The 19,765-nt window shown below is 71.4% G+C and carries 21 protein-coding genes; 17 read left to right on the top strand and 4 right to left on the bottom strand.

Features of this window, described 5'->3' with window-relative positions; translation table 11 throughout:
- Positions 1 to 200: 200 nt before the first annotated feature.
- The 5 genes from rpsF to RB608_RS22290 all read left to right on the top strand — a co-directional run bounded on the left by rpsF (position 201) and on the right by RB608_RS22290 (position 2,720).
- On the top strand, positions 201 to 488 hold the full coding sequence (rpsF, locus tag RB608_RS22310) for a 30S ribosomal protein S6 (RefSeq protein ID WP_308090269.1): 288 nt from the start codon (positions 201 to 203) through the stop codon (positions 486 to 488).
- A gap of 124 nt (positions 489 to 612) precedes the next feature.
- Positions 613 to 1,203 (top strand): single-stranded DNA-binding protein, encoded by a 591-nt coding sequence (locus tag RB608_RS22305; protein ID WP_308090268.1) that lies wholly within the window; start codon positions 613 to 615, stop codon positions 1,201 to 1,203.
- 71 nt (positions 1,204 to 1,274) lie between these two features.
- A complete protein-coding gene (gene rpsR, locus RB608_RS22300; RefSeq protein WP_182378637.1) occupies positions 1,275 to 1,511 on the top strand; it encodes a 30S ribosomal protein S18 in 237 nt (78 codons plus the stop codon).
- Between the two features lie 28 nt (positions 1,512 to 1,539).
- Positions 1,540 to 1,986: a 50S ribosomal protein L9 gene (gene rplI, locus RB608_RS22295; RefSeq protein WP_308090267.1), complete on the top strand. Its 447-nt coding sequence runs from the start codon at positions 1,540 to 1,542 to the stop codon at positions 1,984 to 1,986.
- 101 nt (positions 1,987 to 2,087) lie between these two features.
- On the top strand, positions 2,088 to 2,720 hold the full coding sequence (locus tag RB608_RS22290; RefSeq protein ID WP_308090266.1) for a hypothetical protein: 633 nt from the start codon (positions 2,088 to 2,090) through the stop codon (positions 2,718 to 2,720).
- Positions 2,721 to 2,761: 41 nt separating this feature from the next.
- On the opposite strand, the gene RB608_RS22285 is transcribed toward RB608_RS22290, so the two are convergent.
- Both RB608_RS22285 and RB608_RS22280 read right to left on the bottom strand, forming a co-directional pair.
- Complete coding sequence (locus RB608_RS22285; RefSeq protein WP_308090265.1) at positions 2,762 to 3,316, bottom strand: hypothetical protein; 555 nt, start codon at positions 3,314 to 3,316, stop codon at positions 2,762 to 2,764.
- Complete coding sequence (locus tag RB608_RS22280; RefSeq protein WP_392391036.1) at positions 3,313 to 4,662, bottom strand: MATE family efflux transporter; 1,350 nt, start codon at positions 4,660 to 4,662, stop codon at positions 3,313 to 3,315. The genes RB608_RS22285 and RB608_RS22280 overlap by 4 nt, the downstream gene beginning before the upstream one ends.
- 596 nt (positions 4,663 to 5,258) lie before the next feature.
- Between RB608_RS22280 and dnaB the strand changes: the two genes are divergently transcribed.
- Both dnaB and RB608_RS22270 read left to right on the top strand, forming a co-directional pair.
- Positions 5,259 to 6,548 (top strand): replicative DNA helicase, encoded by a 1,290-nt coding sequence (dnaB, locus tag RB608_RS22275; RefSeq protein WP_308090352.1) that lies wholly within the window; start codon positions 5,259 to 5,261, stop codon positions 6,546 to 6,548.
- 94 nt (positions 6,549 to 6,642) lie between these two features.
- The gene (locus RB608_RS22270; RefSeq protein WP_308090263.1) at positions 6,643 to 6,804 is read left to right on the top strand and encodes a hypothetical protein; all 162 of its coding nucleotides are present in this window, start codon (positions 6,643 to 6,645) and stop codon (positions 6,802 to 6,804) included.
- Positions 6,805 to 7,676: 872 nt separating this feature from the next.
- Here RB608_RS22270 and RB608_RS22265 read toward each other — a convergent pair.
- Positions 7,677 to 8,807 (bottom strand): NYN domain-containing protein, encoded by a 1,131-nt coding sequence (locus RB608_RS22265; protein WP_308090262.1) that lies wholly within the window; start codon positions 8,805 to 8,807, stop codon positions 7,677 to 7,679.
- A gap of 223 nt (positions 8,808 to 9,030) precedes the next feature.
- On the opposite strand from RB608_RS22265, the gene RB608_RS22260 reads away from it, so the two are divergent.
- Entirely contained in the window at positions 9,031 to 9,966 is a 936-nt protein-coding gene (locus RB608_RS22260) for an ATP-binding protein (protein ID WP_308090261.1), read from the top strand.
- Positions 9,963 to 10,610 carry a response regulator transcription factor gene (locus tag RB608_RS22255; protein ID WP_308090260.1) on the top strand — a complete coding sequence of 216 codons (648 nt, stop codon included), beginning with the start codon at positions 9,963 to 9,965 and terminating at the stop codon, positions 10,608 to 10,610. The genes RB608_RS22260 and RB608_RS22255 overlap by 4 nt, the downstream gene beginning before the upstream one ends.
- Before the next feature lie 237 nt (positions 10,611 to 10,847).
- On the opposite strand, the gene RB608_RS22250 is transcribed toward RB608_RS22255, so the two are convergent.
- Positions 10,848 to 11,192 (bottom strand): helix-turn-helix domain-containing protein, encoded by a 345-nt coding sequence (locus RB608_RS22250; RefSeq protein WP_308090259.1) that lies wholly within the window; start codon positions 11,190 to 11,192, stop codon positions 10,848 to 10,850.
- A gap of 54 nt (positions 11,193 to 11,246) precedes the next feature.
- Between RB608_RS22250 and RB608_RS22245 the strand changes: the two genes are divergently transcribed.
- From RB608_RS22245 to RB608_RS22210, 8 genes are all read left to right on the top strand, one after another.
- Entirely contained in the window at positions 11,247 to 11,873 is a 627-nt protein-coding gene (locus RB608_RS22245; protein WP_308090258.1) for an NAD(P)H-binding protein, read from the top strand.
- A 163-nt stretch (positions 11,874 to 12,036) separates the two neighbouring features.
- The gene (locus RB608_RS22240; protein WP_308090257.1) at positions 12,037 to 12,606 is read left to right on the top strand and encodes a lipoprotein LpqH; all 570 of its coding nucleotides are present in this window, start codon (positions 12,037 to 12,039) and stop codon (positions 12,604 to 12,606) included.
- 96 nt (positions 12,607 to 12,702) lie between these two features.
- Positions 12,703 to 14,361: a hypothetical protein gene (locus tag RB608_RS22235; RefSeq protein WP_308090256.1), complete on the top strand. Its 1,659-nt coding sequence runs from the start codon at positions 12,703 to 12,705 to the stop codon at positions 14,359 to 14,361.
- A complete protein-coding gene (locus RB608_RS22230) occupies positions 14,358 to 15,722 on the top strand; it encodes a CHAT domain-containing protein (protein ID WP_308090255.1) in 1,365 nt (454 codons plus the stop codon). Before RB608_RS22235 ends, RB608_RS22230 begins: the two co-directional genes overlap by 4 nt.
- 62 nt (positions 15,723 to 15,784) lie before the next feature.
- Positions 15,785 to 17,038 (top strand): hypothetical protein, encoded by a 1,254-nt coding sequence (locus tag RB608_RS22225; protein ID WP_308090254.1) that lies wholly within the window; start codon positions 15,785 to 15,787, stop codon positions 17,036 to 17,038.
- Positions 17,035 to 18,081 (top strand): hypothetical protein, encoded by a 1,047-nt coding sequence (locus RB608_RS22220; protein WP_308090253.1) that lies wholly within the window; start codon positions 17,035 to 17,037, stop codon positions 18,079 to 18,081. Before RB608_RS22225 ends, RB608_RS22220 begins: the two co-directional genes overlap by 4 nt.
- A gap of 91 nt (positions 18,082 to 18,172) precedes the next feature.
- On the top strand, positions 18,173 to 18,961 hold the full coding sequence (locus RB608_RS22215; protein ID WP_308090252.1) for a hypothetical protein: 789 nt from the start codon (positions 18,173 to 18,175) through the stop codon (positions 18,959 to 18,961).
- On the top strand, positions 18,961 to 19,746 hold the full coding sequence (locus RB608_RS22210; protein ID WP_308090251.1) for a hypothetical protein: 786 nt from the start codon (positions 18,961 to 18,963) through the stop codon (positions 19,744 to 19,746). Before RB608_RS22215 ends, RB608_RS22210 begins: the two co-directional genes overlap by 1 nt.
- The last annotated feature ends 19 nt before the right edge of the window (positions 19,747 to 19,765 follow it).

Here is a 19,765-nt window from a genome sequence, read left to right as displayed (position 1 = left end):
CTGCGCCGGGTCAGCGTGTGTTGCCACTTCATCTGCGCCGGGTCGGTGGCGATTCGGCCCCGTTGCCCGCGCGCTGTTAACCTCTCCTGTCCGGTGCCGCTGGCGCCGTACCGTCCGCTGGGCCGAACCAGCGGGCAAGCAAGGCCCTCCTGCCGTGGAAAGTCCGCGGCCGCCTGAGTCCAGAGGAGGTGGAGACCGCTTTGCGCAACTATGAAGTCGTGGTCATCCTCGACCCGAGCCTCGACGAGCGGACGGTCCAGCCGTCGCTCGACAAGTACCTGAACGTCGTCCGCAACGACGGCGGCACGGTCGACAACGTCGACGTGTGGGGCAAGCGTCGCCTGGCGTACGAGATCAAGAAGAACGCCGAAGGCATCTACGCGATCATCACGCTGACGGCCGCTCCGGCGACCGTCGACGAGCTCGACCGCCAGCTGACCCTCAACGAGTCCGTCCTGCGGACCAAGGTCCTGCGACCCACCGTCTGAGGCAGCCCGGCCCCTTTCCTGTGGAACGCGACTGTTCATTGTCGGAACCACGGGACACCATGGGGGCCGTTGCCCGGGACTGACCCGGGCGGGCCACTCGAACCCACCCTCACAGGAGACCACCATGGCTGGCGACACCGTCATCACCGTCATCGGAAACCTCACCGACGACCCGGAGCTGCGCTTCACCCCGTCGGGTGCGGCCGTCGCCAACTTCACGGTGGCGTCCACGCCGCGGTCCTTCGACCGTCAGACCAACGAGTGGAAGGACGGGGAGACCCTGTTCCTGCGCTGCTCGGTCTGGCGCCAGGTCGCCGAGAACGTCGCCGAGTCCCTGCAGAAGGGGATGCGCGTCGTCGTCCAGGGCCGGCTCGTGTCGCGCTCGTACGACGACCGTGAGGGTCAGCGACGCACCGTCAACGAGCTGCAGGTCGACGAGATCGGCCCGTCGCTGACGTGGGCGACTGCCAAGGTCACCCGCGCGAGCCGCTCCGGCGGTAGCGGCGGCTACGGCAACCAGGGCGGTGCCCAGGGTGGCGGCCAGGGTGGCGGCAACCAGGGCGGTGGACGTCCCGCGGGTCAGGACCCGTGGGGCGGTGCCCCCGCCGGTGGTGGGCAGCAGCAGGGTGGCGGTTCCAACTACGGGGGCAGTGCCCCGGCCAATGACCCGTGGGCCGCGCCGGGCGTCGCGTCGAGCGACGAGCCCCCGTTCTGATCAAGCATCACAACCCAACCATTCCGGCCGTCGTTGACTGACGCGGCCGGGCTCTGAGGAGGAGCACCACAATGGCGAAGGCAGTCGTCCGCAAGCCGAAGAAGAAGGTTTGCCAGTTCTGCAAGGAGAAGGCCACCGGTGTCGACTACAAGGACACCGGCCTTCTGAAGAAGTTCATCTCCGACCGCGGCAAGATCCGCGCCCGTCGGGTGACCGGCAACTGCGTCCAGCACCAGCGGGACGTCGCGATCGCGGTGAAGAACGCCCGCGAGGTCGCGCTGCTGCCCTACACCTCCGCCGGTCGCTGAGCAGAGTCAGAGAAGGAGAGCTGAACTCATGAAGATCATCCTGACCCAGGAGGTCGAGAACCTCGGCGCTGCCGGTGACGTGGTCGAGGTCAAGGACGGCTACGGCCGCAACTACCTCATTCCCCGCGGCTTCGGCATCCGGTGGACCCGGGGCGCCCAGGCGCAGGCCGACTCGATCAAGGCCGCCCGCTCCGCGCGTGCGGTCCGCGACGAGGCCCACGCCGCCGACCTGAAGGCCAAGCTCGAGGGCTCGCCGGTCGACGTCAAGGTCAAGGCGGGCCAGGGCGGCCGCCTGTTCGGTGCGGTCACCCCCGCCGACATCGCGGCCGCGCTCGGTGACGCCGCCGGCGAGGCGATCGACAAGCGGACCATCGTCCTCGGCAACCCGATCAAGTCGCTGGGCAACCACGCGGTGTCGGTCAAGCTCCACGACGACGTGTCCGCCGCGGTGGCGCTCAACGTCATCCCGGCCTGACCTGATCGACGTACGACGGCGTGGCCGGTCCCCTCGGGACCGGCCACGCCGCTACTTTTGACCCAACTCCTTCCTTCCCCCTGCAACTCAGGAGCTTCCCCATGCGTGTACGACGGCTCTGGCCCGCTGCCCTCCTCCTGCTGACCCCGGTCCTGGCGGCCTGCGGCGACGACGACCCGGACGCGGACGACACCCCGACCGCCGCGTCCAGCCCGACCGAGGAGACCTCGCCCACCGAGGTGCCGCCGAGCGCGGCGCCCACCGCTCCGTCGACCCCCGCCTCGACCCTGCCCGCCGCGTGCGACGTGGTGAGCGCCGACGACCTGGCCGAGGCGTACGGCATGAGCTTCGGGGCGCCCGAGGTCGGCGGTGACGACTCCGACGAGCAGGGTCTGGCCTGGACGAGCGACGACTGCTCGTTCGAGTCGGCCGGGCTGGCCGAGGTCACCGTGAAGCTGACCGGCCCCGAGGACTTCACCCGGGGCGCCTTCGGGTGCCCGCAGCCGGCCGACGACGACGGCATCGTCGAGCCTGCCGCCGACATCGCTGGTGCGACCGGTGGCTGGTGGAAGGTGAGCAACCCGCCGGAGTTCGAGGGCGAGCTGCGGGCCTGCACCGACAAGGTCCTGCTGCAGATCGACCTCGACTACGAGGACGGCGTCCAGTACGAGGGCGACCCGCTCAACCAGTCGGTCGGCCTCGCCGAGCGGATCCTCACCGCGATCGCGGGCTGACCTCTCCAGCGGACCCGACGGACCCGGCGGACCCGACGGACTCAGGCCGCCGGGTCCGGCGCGGGCGGCGCGCCCGCCCAGGTTCGTCCGGCGACGACGAAGCAGAGGATCACGAGGGCGAGCTGGACCGCCTGGGCGGCGACCTCGCCGGCGGTTCCGACGCCGGTCCAGTCGGCGCCGAAGGCCAGCGGCGGCGCGGCGAGCACGAAGAGCAGCGTCAGGGCGGCCATGCCGAACGCGCTGGCGCCACCCGTGCTGCGCGCCCGCAGCGCCGCCTGGCTGAGCTGGTGGCACAGCAGCGCGAAGAAGCCGAACCGGGGGACGTCGGCCGCCCAGCCCAGCGACGGGTCGGTGGCGACCCAGCGCGCCACGGCCGGCACGACCAGCGCGACCGAGATGGCGAGGGCGAGCCCACCGAGGAACCGGAGGGCGGGCATCCGCCGTGCCTCGAGGGCGCCGTTCAGGCCGTGCAGGCCGATCAGGATCAGCAGCCAGCCGAAGGGGTCGGGCAGTGGGTCGAAGGTGCCCGGCTCCGCGTCGGCCGGACCCAGTGCGAGCAGCACGAGACCCAGCCCGACCGCTTGGAGCGGCTTCACGCCCCGGCCACCAGCCAGGCGTCGCCCCGCGCACGGCGCACCAAGGTGACCAGCCGGCCGCCCATGAACACCACGGAGAACACGACCCACAGCCAGGGCAGTCCGGCACCCAGCCCACTCGTCAGCAGCACGACCGGAGCGTAGCCCGCGAGCACGATCACGCCCGCCCAGGCCAGGTAGCGACCGTCGCCGGCCCCGATCAGGACGCCGTCGAGGACGAACACGACGCCCGCGACCGGCTGCGCGAGGGCGGCGACCAGCAGCACGGGCACGAGCGCGTCGCGGACTCCCGCGTCGGGCGTGAACAGGGCGCCGAGCCACGGGCTCGCCGCCGCCAGCAGCAGTCCGGTCGCGATGCCGCTGACCACCCCCCAGCCCACCATCCGCCGCGTGACCTCGCGGGTGCCGGCGACGTCCCCGGCCCCCAGGTAGCGGCCGGTGATGGCCTGCGCGGCGATGGCGATCGCGTCCAGGACGAAGGCCAGGAAGCCCCACAGGGTCATCGCCAGCTGGTGGGTCGCGACCGGGACCGCGGCGCTGTCGAGATCCGGGTCGGCGGTCGCGGTGAGGACGACGGCGTACGTCGTCACGAGCAGGGAGGCCCGCAGGGTGAGGGTGCGCACGATGAGGGGGACGCCGGCCCGCGCGGCCGCGCGCACGCCGGGCAGGTGGGGGCGCAGGGTCGCGCCCTCGCGGCGGGCGGCCCGCACCACGGTCAGGACCAGGGCGAGGGCCATCGCCGTCTGGGCGAGCACGGAGCCGAGCGCGGACCCGGCGATCCCGAGCCCCGGCACCGGACCGGCGCCGTACACGAGGACCACGTTGAGCACGATGTTGGCGACATTGCCCGCCACGGCGACCACGAGCGGGGTGCGGGTGTCCTGGAGGCCGCGCAGCACGCCGGTGCCCGCGAGGATCAGCAGGAGTGGGAGCAGGCCGAGGGCGGCGACCCGGAGGTACGTCGTGGCCGGCTCGACCACGTCGGGGGAGGCCCCGAACACGGCGACGAGCGGGTCGGCGGCCAGCGCGGTGAGCAGGGTGGCGGGCACGCCGATCAGCACGGCCAGCCACAGCCCGTCGAGGCCCTGGGCGAGGGCGGCGTCGCGGTGGCCGGCGCCGATCTGGCGGGCGACTCCGGCGGTGGTGCCGTAGGCGAGGAAGATGCACAGGCCCACGACCGTCGTCACCACGGTGCCGGCGATGCCGAGGCCGGCCAGCTCCGGGGTGCCGAGGTGGCCGACGACGACGGCGTCGCCGAGCAGGAACAGGGGCTCGGCGACCAGCGCGAGGAAGGCCGGGAACGCGAGCCGGGCGATCTCCCGGTCCAGCGCCCGTGCCGCGCTCACCACGGTCGCTCCCGCGCCGGTGGATAAGTGGGGTCCCCCTGTGGAAATGAGGGCCTTAGGTGTGGTAGCGGGACCCGTGCGGCGGGAGACGGCATCCGACCCCCCGATGGCCGGAAGGTGAACAGGATCACATCCCAGTTTTTTGCCATCCACAGGCGTGAATCGACGTTTCCGCAGGTCAGCCGCACATCGGGCCTCTCTGGCCGCTTCGCCTCCACAGGTTCCTCCCCACCCCGTGCACACCATGTCCGCGTGTCGTCCACGCCCTACCCCGAGTTATCCCCAACCCTTGTGGATAAGGCGCTTTCGGCGAGCCCGTCCGGCCCGTAGGTTGCCGCACTGGTGGCACGTGCGGTCGACCCGCTCGGCTGATTGTGTCGGACCCGGTCGAGACGCTGGGTACCGCACGACCCCGGGCGACCGGGCCGGAGCGAGACCGCGACGAGACGGTGACGAGATCAGGAGGTGGGAGGACCGTGAGTCTCACGGACGACCCGCCCGCCTGGACCGCCGAGCCGCCCAGCAACTGGGGCGACGGCCCCGCGTCGTACGCACCGGGCGAGGCGCCCAGCGGCGGCCGCACCCCGCCGCAGGACATGGCCGCCGAGCAGTCCGTGCTCGGCGCGATGATGATCTCCAAGGACGCCATCGCCGACGTGGTCGAGGTGCTCCGCGGGCCCGACTACTACCGGCCCGCCCACGAGGAGATCCACGAGGCGATCCTCGACCTCTACAGCCGCGGCGAGCCCGCCGACATGGTGACCGTCGCGGGCGAGCTGCAGCGGCGCGGTCAGCTTCAGAAGATCGGCGGCGCGCCGTACCTCCACACCCTCGCGGCCAACGTGCCGATCGCGGCGAATGCCGGCTTCTACGCCGAGATCGTCTACGAGAAGGCGATCCTGCGCCGCCTGGTCAACGCCGGCACCAAGATCGTCCAGATCAGCTACGCCGGCGAGGGTGAAGTCGACGGCATCGTCAACGAGGCCCAGTCGGAGATCTACAAGGTCACCGACCGCAACAAGTCCGAGGACTACGCACCGCTCAGCGACATCATGGACGGTGTCCTCGACGAGATCGAGGCGATCGAGAACCGTGAGGCCGGCATCTACGGCGTCCCCACCGGTTTCGCCGACCTCGACGAGCTCACCAACGGCCTGCACTCCGGCCAGATGATCGTCGTCGCGGCGCGTCCCGCTATGGGCAAATCAACGCTGGCTCTCGATTTTTGCCGCGCGGCCTCCGTCGGGCACAACCTGACCAGCGCCTTCTTCAGCCTGGAGATGACGCGCGCCGAGATCGTGATGCGCCTGCTCTCGGCCGAGGCGCGGATCCCGCTCAACCACATCCGCAACGGCAAGATGGGCACCGAGGAGTGGGACCGCCTGGCCCGCCACGTCGCGAAGGTCTCGGCCGCGCCGATGTTCGTCGACGACTCGCCCAACATGACGATGACCGAGATCCGGGCCAAGGCCCGCCGGCTCAAGCAGAAGCACGACCTCAAGCTGATGGTCATCGACTACCTCCAGCTGATGTCCTCGGGCAAGAAGGTCGAGTCCCGCCAGCTCGAGGTCTCGGAGTTCTCCCGGCAGATGAAGCTCCTCGCCAAGGAGCTCGAGATCCCGATCATCGCGCTCTCGCAGCTCAACCGTGGTCCCGAGCAGCGCGCCGACAAGCGTCCGGCGATGTCGGACCTTCGCGAAAGCGGCAGCATCGAGCAGGATGCGGATATGGTGATCCTTCTCCATAGAGACGACGTCTACGAGAAGGAGTCGACCCGCCCCGGCGAGGCCGACCTGATCGTCGCCAAGCACCGCAACGGCGCGACCCGCGACATCGTCGTCGCCTTCCAGGGTCACTACAGCCGATTCGTCGACATGGCGCACTGACGGCGACCTGTTGTTGTCGAGATGCAGCGAACTTTGACTTTGCCTACGACAGGTTTGACTGTCTGATTACGTCAACCCACACGGGCGGCCCTGAGTGTCGAGGCCGACGATCCTGGACGTCATCGCGAGCAACACCGCGCCCCGCGCCGAGTTCGCCTACATCGACGACAGCGGTGACCCGGGAAGGAAGTCGGGTTGGACGGACGCCCGGGTCCAGCGCTGGTTCGTCAAAGTTTCCTGCGGCGAGTTCGATTGAGATTTGCCTATGTGCTGTTTGACAACCTTGTTTCAGCGTGTCGGGGTGATCCGCGATACTCGATGCCGTGACTATCGAGCCTGAGATGGATGAGAACGGCCAGCCGATCTGCGAGCACGTCGGCTGCGAGAGCAACTCCGGCATGTTCGCTGTTTCCGGCGCACCCGGTCCGGAGCCTAAGCACCACTGCTGCGATGAGCACGGCTGCACACCCGCCTAGTGCTGCCCCTCGCGAGGCCGCTGAGGAGACGGGCCTCATCGAACTGCCGGTGGGTGCTCCGGTGTGGACTCGAGACCACACCTACAGATTGAAGAGTCGCTGCTCCATCGAGCCCGACACGTCGAGCCGGCTCCCCACTGACCTGATCGAATACGAGAGCAGGACCATCCGGCGATTCCTCTGATGGCCGATCGACGGCCTCGCCCCACAGCGGACACCGTCTTTCCTCCCCGGCTGCGCCATCGCGGTGCCTCCCTCCTCGCGAACGGGGCGCCTTCCACCCGATCGACAGCTCAGAGTGACGTCGCCGGATGTCGCAGCGCTCCTCGCCGCAACCCGCCAGTCAGCCTGACAAGCCGAGCTCGGCGCACTTTGGCTAGCCCCGTCTGGCGGGCCGGTCTCGTCAAAGTAGCCCACCGTGGGGTGCACCAATCTTGCTTGCATCTCGACATGTTGATCGTCGAGATGCAGCGAACCTTGACTTTGCCTACGACAAGTCAATCTGTTGCGTTACGTCAGCCTGTGGGTTGCCGTGCCCAGACCTGCAGCCTGGGATCTGGTACGGGCGAGGAGGATCAGCCGGCACCCGTACCCGAAGGGGGTCCGCGTGGTGAGGAGCCGCAGGACGACATGTTCGGTCGCACTTTCGTGATCACCGGTCCGGGCGGCGACCTGATCCGGACTTCTCCGGTGGCCTGACACACACGTCGGCCGGAAGTTCGACCCCGCTCTCCGGGCCGCACATCGCACATGCGGGCCGCCTGCGGCGGTGGTAGGCGAGGGCAGCCACGAACAGTGCCGCTCCCCAAACCGACCAGAACACCTCGGGCAGGGTAAGTGCCCAGTTCTCTGCCGTGAGGCCGTCGATGAGCACGATGCGCAGGTACATGAACGACGCCGAGGTCACCAGCACCGAGACGAACACGGCCGGCACGACGGCCATCATCGGCGGGACCCGTCGGCCGTGCAGGCCGACGATCCAGCGTGGGAACACCTCGCCCCAGCGCTGGATCAGCCCGAGCGTCAGTACCGCCCCGACGATGCCGAAGGAAGCCAGTGCGGCGCCCGCGATCCACAAGCCTTCCTCCTTGCCCTCCTGGTACGCCTCCGGGTCCATCCCGAGCGAGAAGCCGAGCGCCCACGCCCATCGGGTGCCGCAGTAGAGCAGCGGTGCTGCCACCGCGATCCAGACGGCGCGGCGTCCCCACCGGTCCACGACGGTGCGCTCGGCGGTGCCAGCACGCCCGCAGGATCCACACGCTCCGGCGATCCGGCGGCGGAAGGCGACCGCGAGCAGTGCCCAGCCCACCCCCGCGAGCAGGCACATCAGCAGGTTCAGCCGCGGCGCAAGGTAGAGATCGCCCCACCCACTGCCGTCCGGCCAGACCCCCAGGACCTTGCCGATCGCCAGGATCGGTGTGTACGCAACCACGATCAGCGTCCGGTAGTCCTGGATGCCGACGGTCAGTGCGGTCGCCAGCATCCAGGCGAACGCCGGCAGCAGGCGTCGAAGCCATCCCCGGACCGGAACGCGGGTCATCGCGGTCGCCACGACCGCGCCGGCGAGCCCCAGCACGGCGATGACCGGCCCGGCGACCTCAGGTGTGGTCCGCCCCAGCAAGGAGACCTTGAACGCCACGTCCGGCTCCGCCACCAGCTCAGGGTCGCCGGTCCCGAACGGGAACCCACCGCCACCGAGGGCCCACCACACGCCGGCCGCGCCGTACGCCGCCGACCATGCGGCCACGACGTATCCGATCCATGAAGCCCACGTTGTCGTCATGGTTCGAGCCTCGCCCCGCCCGACGTCGTGTGCCCAGATGCCGATCGGCACGTCGAGGCGGCTGCCTGCGCCCGGGCCCATGCCGATCGGCACATCGACCCCTCGTCGTTGAGCGCCTAGGCTCCGAGAAGTGGATGGACGAACGCTGGCTGCGGCCACCGCGGCCGCAGCCGGTTCGATCTCGATCGCCGTCACGGCGCTGAGCCGGACGACAGATCGGGCCATGACTGGTCAGGACCAGGACGCCGGGACGTGGCTGCTCGCCGAGCCACTCGTGCTCACTGCCCTGGTGTTCGTCGTCGTCCGCTGGTCGGAGCCCCGGCCAGCGGTTGTGTCCGGGGCACTTGCTGCCGCCGGATCGACGCTGTGGGTGCAGCGCTTCGTGCCCGACGAACCGGTCCTGACCGCAGCGGCGGCAAGCGCGGCCTGGCTCATCCCGCCCGTCGTCCTGGGAGCCGCAGCCCTGTACCTGCGTTGGGTCGCCGCCGAGCGAGCGCGGGCGATCACCACGGCGAGGACCGAGCAGCGACTGAGGCTCGCGGTGGATCTCCACGACTTCGTCGCCCACGACATCAGCGAGATCGTCGCGCGCGCCCAGGCCGGTGCCGCTGTGCTCCCCCTGGGCGATCCGAGGGTTGCCGAGCTGCTCGGACAGATCGAGGCTGCCGGGATCCGCGCCCTCGAGTCGATGGACCAGACCGTCCACGGCCTGGGCGACGACGGGGACCCGGTCCGCATCACCCGCGGCGGCATCGACGACATCGACGAGCTGGTGCGGAGGTTCGCCGCTGCCGGCGAGGTCCTGGCCGTCGTCGAGCGGACACTGACCCGGGAGGTCAGCGCGATCACAGGGGCCGAGGCATATCGCGCTGTGGTCGAGGCACTGACGAACGTACGACGCCACGCCGTCCGCGCCACGGCGGTGAGCGTGGTGCTGACGGAAGCCGACGGTTGGCTGGTGGTCTCGATCGCCGACGACGGTGACGGGCGGTCCGGGGCGTCACGCCGTGCGACCGCTGGGCTCGGTCTGGCCGCGATGACCGAACGTGCGCAGCGTCTCGGTGGCAGTGTGGAGGCCGGGCCGCGTCGATCGCGCGGCTGGGAAGTGACCGTCGCCCTTCCGTTGTCCCGCACCACAGAGCAAGGAGCGACGGCGTGACGACCCGGGTCCTGATCGCGGACGACCAGCCAGGGATCCGCGACGCCTTCCGCATGGTTCTGGATGCCCAGCCCGACATGACGGTCATCGCCGAGGCCCCCGACGGCAACTCGGCCCTCGACCAGGCGCGGCGCCTCCGGCCCGACGTGGTGCTCGCCGACATCCGCATGCCGGGTCTCGACGGCCTGGAGCTGACCAGGGCGCTCGCCGGTTCCGGGGTCGCCGAGCCCACGCGCGTGATCGTGGTGACGACATTCGATCTCGACGAGTACGTCCACACCGCCCTGCGCAACGGCGCGGTCGGGTTCCTCCTCAAGCGATCCGGGCCGGGGCTGCTCGTCGAAGCGATCCGCGCGGCCATGTCCGGAGACACCCTGATCAGCCCGCAGCTCACCGTCCGGCTGCTGCGCCACGTCGTTGCCGCGACCGGTCACAGCGCCGAGGGCCCGTCGCTCAGCGCCCGCGAGCTCGAGGTGGTGCGACTGGTCGCCCAGGGCCGGACCAATGCGGAGATCGCCGACGAGCTGTTCATCAGCGCCGGGACGGTGAAGAACCACGTGGCCAACATCGGACGCAAGCTCCACGTCTCGAACCGGGTCGCGATCGCGGCCTGGGCTTGGTCGACAGGACAGGCCAGCACGTAGACAGCGGGTCGGCATCAAGGACGCCACGGGTGCCGAACGACACGGCGCGCACCGGACTGACCACGGGAAGGCTCGGCTTCCGCCACCACTCGCCCGCCGAGCCGGGACAGCCAGCCTGGACGGTGAGCGGCGTAGGACGGATCACCTGCCTCACCGCGGCTGCGAGGTCGTCCTCCGAGTCGGCACCGAGGTCGACCGGGCGGACTATTTCCGGCGTGGTGAGGCCGTTTCCAGCGATCAGCCGACCGGGTCGCGGGCGTCGAGGAGGTCGTCCCAATGTTCGGAAGCCCACGCGCACCACACCTCGAGTTGGGCCAGGAGGCTCTCGCCCAGCGGCGACAGCGCGTAGGTCACCGAACGTCCAACAGCCGAACGTGACACGAAGCCGTCACGTTCCAGGCGCCGCAGGGACGTGGTCAGCGCCTTCGCGCTCGCCCTGATCGGGACCCGGAGCTCGGAGAAGCGACGAGGCCCCTCCTCGAGGCAACGGATGACCAGCGGGGCCCACTTGTCAGCCATGCGGAGCGGGACCAGGGTCGACGGGCAGATCTCATCGAACATGTCGGCTCGCAACGGCGTCATGGCCCCACTGTAGGTATCCGATCGGTAACCGACGGTCGATCTAGCCTCACCCCCATGGCAGCAACGAAGAGGATCGTGGTGATCGGCGCCCGCGGGCGCGCGGGGAGCGCCGCAGTGGCCGAGGCAGTGGCCCGAGGCCACGAGGTCACCGCGGTGGTGCGGGACCCAGCAGCGTACGAGGCCCCGGCGGACGTGACAGTGAGGGCCGGTGACATCACCGACCCTGCGACGCTGGCCGCTACGGTCAGCGGTCAGGATGCCGTGATCGCCGCCGTCTACGACGCGTCCAGCGACCCAGCAGTCTTCCTTCCCGCCGCCGCACAGGGACTGGCTGAGGTCGTGGGGAGTGCCCGGCTGGTCTGGGTCGGCCTCGCATCGCTGCTTCCGGACGCGACCGGGACACCGCTCATGGACACCTTCGAGTACCCGCAGGAGTACCGCTCGTTCTATCTGAGCCACCTCGCCGCCCTCGACGTACTGCGCGCGTCGGGCCTCGGCTGGGTGGCGATCAGCCCGAGCGGCGACTTCGATCATGGCGGCGCACCTACCGGCGGATACCAGTTGGCTCCCGGTGACGCCGCTGCGCGGATCACGTACGCCGACCACGCCATCGCCCTCGTCGACGAGGCAGTGGACGCGTCGCACCACCAGACTCATCTGGGGGTGGTCGCTCAGGCGTGACGGGGAGGAACGTACGCCGCGTGTTCGACGAGCCCGTCGCGCACGTCGACCCACTCAGCGGCGCGCTGCGGCTCACCGGAAGTTGGGATCGGTAGCTGGGGCCAGGGGATGGACTCCCTGCATGACGACGCCACTCGGGCGACGTAGTGAGAAGGGACAACCCATGAAGCTCAAGAACCTCCTGACCGCTGGCATCGCCGTCCTCGCTCTGGCCGGCACGATGACCGCCTGCTCCGAGGACGAGGGCGACACCACGACCGACTCCACCAGCCAGGGCAGCACCGAGGACTCCGGGTCGAAGGACGACGCACCGGTGGATGAGGCGGACGAGGGCGACGCCGCGGTGGACGAGGGCGACACGAGCGTCAGCTCCGGCGGCGACACCTCCGTCAAGGTCGAGGGCAAGGACCTCGAGGGCCTCGACCTCAGCACCGTCACGTGCGTCAGGCAGGGCGGCAAGATCACCATCGCCAGCGGGGCGGCCGGCGGTCAGCAGGGCCTCGGCATCGTGCTGACCGACGAGGACACACCGAAGGTGGAGGCGTTCTCGATGGTGGTCGACGGCACCGCGCTCGCGGTCTCCTCGATGGGTGGCATGGAGGTCGGCTCCGCCGAGGTCAGCGTCGACGGTGACACCTACACGCTCACCGGCGAGGCGGCCGGCGCCGACATGACGGACCCGACCGGCGAGATGATCACCAAGGCGTTCGAGATCACGATCAGCTGCACGTGATCGCGCCGCCCCTTCCGGCGCAGCCCTCCCCGGCACCGTGGCCCACGGTCGCGATGCCGGGGAGGTCGCCGTTTTCGCGACCCCTAGGTTGGAGCCATGCGTGCTGACCTGGATCGGGCCCGGCAGCTGGCCTTCGCAGGCAACGAGGAGGCCGCCCACGCCCTGCTGATGCCCCTCGTGCCGACGATCGAGGAGGCCGATCGCGACGACTGGATGTCCGCGGTGTTCGCCCAGCTCGGCGAGATCTTCCTGGTCCGCACCGCCCACGACCGGGCCGCCGACTGTGCCCGCCAGCTCGACCACGTCCTCACGCAGTACGCCGCCATCCTGGCCGGCACCCACCCCGACCCGCCTGCCGAGCTCACGCTGACGGTCCCGGAGATCCAGGCCATGATCGAGCAGTACGCCGGGTGGCCCCCCTATCTGGAGTCCGGCCTGGCCGCGGCCCGGGGCGATCACGACGGGGCCCGCGCCGCCTTGGCCGCGCTGGACGCCGTACCGATGACCGGGCACGCGCGCGAGCGCCGGCATCTGATGGCCCATGCGCGGATCCGGTGTGCCGACGCACTGTGCGAGGACGACCGATATGCCGCCGCGATCCCCTTGTGGGAGGAGGTGATCGCCATGGTGGAGGAGTCGGGGGACGACGACCTCTGGGGCGATCGCCTGCTGGTGAGCGCGGGCCTGGGCTACGGCCGCTTCTGCGTCGAGACCGGCCGTCTCGCCGAGGCCGAGCCCTGGCTGCGCCGGGCCGGGGCGCGCGCCGAGGCCCGCGGATGGCGCCTGGACGCCGCCCGCTCCCAGCTGGAACGCGGCATCATCCGGTGGACCGACGGCGACCTGATCGCCGCCGACCAGCTGTACGTCGAGTGCTACCCGGTGATCGCCGAGCACGCGCGCGCCCACGAGGTGTCGCGCGTCTGGTACCAGCGCGGGCTGGTCGCGCTGGCGTGCGGCCACCTGGAGATGGTCGAGCAGTGCTGGGACGAGGCGGAGCGGCACTGGCGTGAGGTCGACAAGTCGCTCCAGGTGCATCGCCTGTTGCTGCAGCGCAGCTGGGCGCCGATCTTCCGCAGCGACTTCCCGGCGGCCGTCGAGTACCTCGCCCAGGCGCGCGAGGTCCTCGACGGGTGGCCGCGCAGCACGTGGGTGCAGTACGCCCGGCTCGACTTCCAGCTCGGCATGGTGTGGCGCGCTGATGCCCTGGCCGACCTGGGGTTCGACCCCCAGGGCGAGCTCGCCGTCTACTCCTCGCGCCCGGGGTCGCGGATGCACCGGCGTGCCATGGGCAAGCTGGAGCAGGCAGCGGAGCTGATCGTCCCGGCCGCGCTGGCCGTCGACGCCGAACGGCACGCCATCGCGGACCCGGCGGCCCGCGCGCGATGGGCCACCAGCATCTCCGCGCCGATGTACGCCGGCGCGTTCGCCATCGCACACGCGTGGGAGAACACCGCCCTCATCGCCGAGCTGATCGAGCACCACGCGGTCCGTGGCGCCTTCGACACCGCCGAGCCCGAGCACGGTGGACCCGTCCCGGCGACCACCGACCTGCCCTTCGCCGTCCTCCCGGAGCACCCGGGCGACATGCTGACCACGTCCAGGAGATCGGTCTCGTTGACCCGGATCGGCCCGGCGCCCGCGTTGCAGATGGACCCCGGCGCGCCGCCGATCCTGCGCCACTACCGCGAGCTCGCCACCTCCCGCTACGGCCGCACCATCACGACCGACGAGCCGATGTGGCGGACCTGGCCATGACCGGGCCCACCGTCCTCGTCCTGCGGTACGCCGACGTGGGCGTGGCGACGTACGCCAGCCTGCGGGTGGTCGGAGCGCCCGAGCGCAGCGTCACCTGGACCCTCGAGGAGCCGCTGCTCCTCGCCGCGCTCGACGAGCTGGCCGACGCCCTGCCCGAGCCACGGGGAGGCGAGACCACCGCCGAAGCCGTGGCGCGTGCCCGCAACCACGGTGGGTTCAGGGATCCGGACGCCGAGCTCACGCTGGCCTATCGCCTCGCCGTACTCCTGATCCCGATGGAGGCGTGGAAGCTGGTCCTCGACTGCGTCGCCGAGCCGCGGCCGTCCCTCTTCGTGGCGCCCAGCGCCCGGCTGGGCCGGGTGCCGTGGGGACAGCTCGCCGTGCCCACGTCGGCGCCGGACTTCCTCTCGATGCTGCGCTCGAGCGCCGAGGCGATCACCACCGCCGGCACCGGCGCCGCCCAGATCGAGTGGCCGGACGCACGCCGGCACACCTTCCGCGAGCGGTTCCGGCTGATGGAGCTGGCCGACGTCGCGATGGCGGTGCCGGCCAACATCGCCGCGCACCACCGGTCGACGGGACCGGTCGACGAGGAGCGTCCGCTGCTGGTGCTCGACCCGCGGGTGCCCGGGCAACGCGCGGACGGCGCGCTCGGCTCGGTGCTCGGCCGGCCCGCTCCCGACACCAGACTCAGCCGCCACTACGCAGCGGCGGTCGCCCGGGCGGCGACCCTGCCCGTGGTCGCGGACCCGGTCGAGCTCTTCCGGCGCACCGACACCGATCGCCGGTGGCTCGCCGATCAGCTCGCGCAGCGCCCCAGCCGGATGGTGTTCGTAGGACACGTCAGCGCCGCCCCCGACGGAGGCGGTGCGGAGGGCACGGCGTTGCACCTGGCGTGCCGGGCCGACGTCGAGGGGGCGGCTGATCCGGTCGGCGAGCACCGGCCGCTCCAGGTGCGCGACCTGCTCGAGCTCGGCGCGCCGATCCCGCCGCGGGTGGCCCTGCTGGCCTGCGCGTCCGGTGGCGACTACCGCTTCGACGAGGCGGCCGGACTGGTCGCGGCGATGGTGCTCGGTGGAGCCGAGGTGGTGACCGCGACGTTGTGGTCGCTGCCGACCGCCGCCGGCTTCCGGCAGGCTGCTCCGGATCCGTCGGCGCTCCCGACCGCCGGCAGCGAGGACCTGATGTCCGAGCTGGTCGAAGCGGTCGACACCGCCCATCGCGCCGCCGATCCGGGGCGAGCGGTCAACACCTGGCAGCGGGCGCAGATGCGGCGCTGGCGGGAGGGGGACCTCCGGGTCAGTCCGATCTACTGGGCCGCAGTGGTGACCTACCGGTTCAGCGAGGGGGGCACTCGATGACTGCCCCGGCCCGGTCCCCGTCAGCGGTCCCGTCACCGGCGTCGGGGCTGCCCCGACGGGCCGTGATCGATGGCGCGTGGCGCGAGATCGGCGCCGGCGTCGAGGTGTTGAGCGGTCGCGACGGCGGACCGCTGAGCCGGACCGTGAAGCGGATCCTCGATCCGCTGGTGTTCCGGCTCCGGGTGCATCCGGAGTTCTCCGCGCCCCTGCTGAGCGCCGATGTCGCCCAGGACCTGCACACCGAGCTGCTCGCGCACGCCGACACCCTGCGCGCCTGCGCGGCCTGGTTCGCCGTCCTCAAGGCGCGTCGGCGCGCGCTGAGGATCACCGACGGGAACGCACAGGAGCTCTACTTCACGGTGTGCTTCGAGCTCGCCGTCACCCGCGGCGAGCCCCGCGGCGGTGACACCGACGGACCGGACGCGATCCTGCGCGAGGTCCACGGCGGCCGCGACACCCATGCGGTCGAGGCCCTCGACGCGCTCCTCGCCGATCCGGCCGGCCTCCGCGAGCTGGCCGCGCAGGTCGAGCGGGCCTGGGCCGACGTACGACCGGCACCGGCCGACGTCGACGGATTCCTCGACCGGTTGCGGGCGGTCCACGGCGACGCCTCCACGCGTCGGGCGCGCCACGAACGACAACAGGCGTGGAGCGCACTCGTGACCGAGGACGCCCCCTACGAGCTGGGTGTGCGGATCCGCACCGCGGGCACCGCGCCGTGGTCCGTCGTCGACCTGGGGCTCTGCGCCACCGCGCCCCAGCAGCGCCCCGACGTGGTCGACGATCGGTCGAACCGGCCGTTGGATCGCAGCGTCGCCGAGCGGGTCCGGGCCACCTTGCGCCGCTCGCGCGACCGCGAGCACCTGCCCGCGGTGCCCGAGCTGTGCGCCGAGGAGGCCGACCGGGCCTGTGCGCCGTGGGGCCTGCTGGCCGAGGACCTCCAGGCGACGATGGTCAACGGCGTCGTCGTCGGCGTGCAGCTGGCGCCGCTCGAAACGCACGCCGAGGCCGACACCGCACTGGTGGCGGGCATCCAGGCCCGGCTCCGCAAGGAGGCCTACGTGCTGCATGCGCGCCGTCTCCTCGCCGACGACCAGGCACTGCATCCCCGCCAACACCACGTGGTCACCGAGCTCGCCGGCTTCGTCCGGCCCTACCTCAGCCGCTTGTGGGCCCGGCTGCACGGCCGTGACGTGTGGCAGGAGCCCTGCACGGACGCCGCCGACATGTGCGCGCTGCTCACCGGGATCGCGCGGTCGGTCAGCCTGGACCACCGGCAGCAGATCAAGGCGATGCTCGACCCGGAGGCGGCATGAGGCTCACGGCGCGACAAGGACTCTGGACCGGCGGGCCCGACGTGGACCCACCGCCACTGGCTGCCGTGCTCGAGGTGAGCGGCGCCGTACTCGAGTGGACGGTCGACGAGCCGGACAGCCCGCCCCGGATCACCCTCACCGACCTCGACGCCGCGGACTGGCTGTGGCGCCTGGTCGGTGTGGAGGGCCACGCCCGGTTGCTCGAGGCCGACAGCAGCACGCCGCTCGAGGTGGACCTCGACCACCAGGCGCTGGCGCCGTTGCGCCGACTCGCCCTCGGGCACTGGATGAGCCGGTGGTGGCCGGCGAGTGCCCGCGACGGCATCGTCGCCCTGGACGGGGCGGTGCTCGGCGCCGAGCTCGCCGTCCTGACGGCCGCTCTCGAGGAGTACTTCGCCGAGGAGACCTTCGACTCCGACGTCGACGGGCTGCTGGCGGGACTGGCCGGCCTGATGTCGTACCCCGCCGACCCGCGGGTCGCCGACCTGCTCGACGCGTGCGCCGAGCTCGGCGACCTGCCGGACATCGGTACGACGCCCACCCGGTGGCGCGCCGACTTCGCGCTGGTCGCCGGCGGGGATCCTCGCCTCGACCCGTCCGCCGCCCTCGCCTCGGGCACCGACTCGGTGAGCTGGACCGCGGTCCCCCCGGGGCTTTTCGACGCAGCGGAGGACACCGTGACGTGGTCGGTCGCCATGACCGGACCGGCCGGGGAGGGCCTCGTCGCCCGGGTACGGGCCGCGCTCGCCGACCCGGCCGCCGGTCACCCGCTCAGCGCCGGCATCCGGGTCGCCCTGCGCAGCGGCGACGTCGCCGCGGCGGGCGAGCTCGGCGCCGGCGGGGACGCCACCTTGCCGCTGCCGCTCACCGAGTCCGCGGCGTGGAACCACGACTGGGCCGCGACCAGCATTCGGGTCGGGGTCGGCGACGGCGAGACCCGCGAGACCCGCGATCGGGTCCGCAGGTTCGTCCGCACGCGGCTGGCCGCACCGCCCGACGACGCCTTCGTCGCCGAGCTGCTCGCCGCGGACGACGACTTCTGAGCCGGATCGGCGATGTTGGGATCGGTAGCCCCGCCCCTGCGATGAACTTCCGTCGTACCGAGGAGCGAGGGAGCCGGGAGCGAGGACAACGATGGACGCGGACCAGATCGTCGCCGTCATCCTGTTCCTCGTCGCGGCGCTGGTCTGCCTGATGGTCTGGGGCTTCGAGATCGCGGCGTGGCGTGAGTTGAAGGCAGGCCCGCCCGCACCGCACGATCCCGCGAGCTACTTCGACGCCGTGGTCTCGCGCTGGGCGAGGGGCCCGATGGCGGTGCACGACTGGCTCGCCGGCGGACCCTATCCCGACGACCGCGTCTGTGCCGTCGATCCGGTGGTGGCCGAGCTCGTCGAGCTGCCCGATGGCAGCGGCGCGGACGAGACCGGGACCGTCCCGACGGCGTTGCGTCTCCGGCTTCCCGACGGGGAGCGGACGACGATTCGGCTGGATGCGAACGACGCCGTCAACCTGCGCCCGGGCACCTTCTTGCCGGTGTATCCGGAGCCACCGGGCTTCTCGGACCTGCGGGGCAACACCTGGCGTCCGGCCTGGCACCTGGATGCGGTCGCCGTCGCCCGGGTGATGTTGGGGCACCGTCGTGCGCTCGGCCTGCTCGACGATGGAGCCGAGGAGCTGCTGCGCGATCCCCACCCCGAGCGGTTCCCGATCTCGAGGATCCGGCCGACCGGCACGGTTCGCGCCGGTCAGGTGGAGGTCGTGGTCACCTTCATGCGTACCGGCTCCGCGCTGAGTGTCCAGGGCTTCCTGAGGGCCGAGGAGATCGCCGCCGTACGCCACTCCGGTGACGTGGTCGTGACCGAGCTGACCGTGCGGCGGTCGGGTCGGGATGGGCGCTGGGCGTTGTGGCCCATGTGGTTCTGATGAGCATCCCGCGAGACACCGGCGAGCCCGATGCATTCATGAAGGCGGTCCACGCGCGGCAGCTGCAGCGGGTCCGCCGGCGCATCCGCGTCGCACTGCCCCTCGAGGTCCTCACCGTCGTGGCGACCGTCGCGATCCTGCTGCTGACCGACGCGCACTGGTCGTGGGTGCTGTTCGGCGCCGCGACGGCGTCGAGCCTGGTCGGCACCGTGCTCGTCGTCTCCGACGACGACGCGGAGCGACCGCGACCCGGGACGGAGCTGGAGGTGGCCGTCGTGGTCGGGGTCGAGATCGCCGACTGGGGAAATGCCGGCGCGGACGATCAGCACCGGGTCCGCGTGATCGCCCGGCCTCTGGGATCGGCGACGTCCGAGCTGGTCCACGGCGATCACCGGTTCCGTGCGGGTGATGGCTGGTCGGCGAGGCCGGGGACCCTGATCGGCATCCGCAGGTTCCCGACCATGAAGCACCTGGTCCGGCTCGAGCGTGGCGCGGACCCGGTCGCCCTGGTCCGCCTCCGCGAACCGTTCCGGGGCGGCAGCGTGCTGGAGGACGCCGTCGTGGTCTCGCTGCGCGTCACCGGTGAGCCCGATGGCGACTGGTGGCCCACGGAGGTCACCGTCCGCACGACGGATCGCCTGCTCCTGGTGAGCGAGTGTCGGCGACTGCCCGAGGAGCTGGGCCCGCTCGAGCCGGGTGCAGCAGTCCGGATCGTGCGGGACCAGCGGGACCCGTTCACCCGGCCCACCCGCTGCGCCATCCTCCCCAGCGGCGACACGGCCTGAGCACGCTTCCTCGAGGCCC

The sequence above is a fragment of the Nocardioides sp. LHD-245 genome, assembly GCF_030929495.1.
In the GTDB taxonomy this organism is placed as follows: Bacteria; Actinomycetota; Actinomycetes; order Propionibacteriales; family Nocardioidaceae; genus Nocardioides.
Note: the sequence above shows the minus strand (reverse complement) of the source record. Positions and strands in the feature narration are given on the sequence as shown.

Bases quoted from the DNA above. Each gene is read 5' to 3' on its own strand.
- RB608_RS22290 (WP_308090266.1), top strand. From the start codon at position 2,088: ATGCGTGTACGACGGCTCTGGCCCGCTGCCCTCCTCCTGCTGACCCCG.
- rpsR (WP_182378637.1), top strand. From the start codon at position 1,275: ATGGCGAAGGCAGTCGTCCGCAAGCCGAAGAAGAAGGTTTGCCAGTTC.
- RB608_RS22240 (WP_308090257.1), top strand. From the start codon at position 12,037: ATGAAGCTCAAGAACCTCCTGACCGCTGGCATCGCCGTCCTCGCTCTG.
- RB608_RS22210 (WP_308090251.1), top strand. From the start codon at position 18,961: ATGAGCATCCCGCGAGACACCGGCGAGCCCGATGCATTCATGAAGGCG.
- RB608_RS22260 (WP_308090261.1), top strand. From the start codon at position 9,031: ATGACTGGTCAGGACCAGGACGCCGGGACGTGGCTGCTCGCCGAGCCA.
- RB608_RS22215 (WP_308090252.1), top strand. From the start codon at position 18,173: ATGGACGCGGACCAGATCGTCGCCGTCATCCTGTTCCTCGTCGCGGCG.
- RB608_RS22245 (WP_308090258.1), top strand. From the start codon at position 11,247: ATGGCAGCAACGAAGAGGATCGTGGTGATCGGCGCCCGCGGGCGCGCG.
- rplI (WP_308090267.1), top strand. From the start codon at position 1,540: ATGAAGATCATCCTGACCCAGGAGGTCGAGAACCTCGGCGCTGCCGGT.
- RB608_RS22230 (WP_308090255.1), top strand. From the start codon at position 14,358: ATGACCGGGCCCACCGTCCTCGTCCTGCGGTACGCCGACGTGGGCGTG.
- RB608_RS22250 (WP_308090259.1), bottom strand. From the start codon at position 11,192: ATGACGCCGTTGCGAGCCGACATGTTCGATGAGATCTGCCCGTCGACC.
- dnaB (WP_308090352.1), top strand. From the start codon at position 5,259: ATGGCCGCCGAGCAGTCCGTGCTCGGCGCGATGATGATCTCCAAGGAC.
- RB608_RS22235 (WP_308090256.1), top strand. From the start codon at position 12,703: ATGCGTGCTGACCTGGATCGGGCCCGGCAGCTGGCCTTCGCAGGCAAC.
- RB608_RS22265 (WP_308090262.1), bottom strand. From the start codon at position 8,807: ATGACGACAACGTGGGCTTCATGGATCGGATACGTCGTGGCCGCATGG.
- RB608_RS22305 (WP_308090268.1), top strand. From the start codon at position 613: ATGGCTGGCGACACCGTCATCACCGTCATCGGAAACCTCACCGACGAC.
- RB608_RS22220 (WP_308090253.1), top strand. From the start codon at position 17,035: ATGAGGCTCACGGCGCGACAAGGACTCTGGACCGGCGGGCCCGACGTG.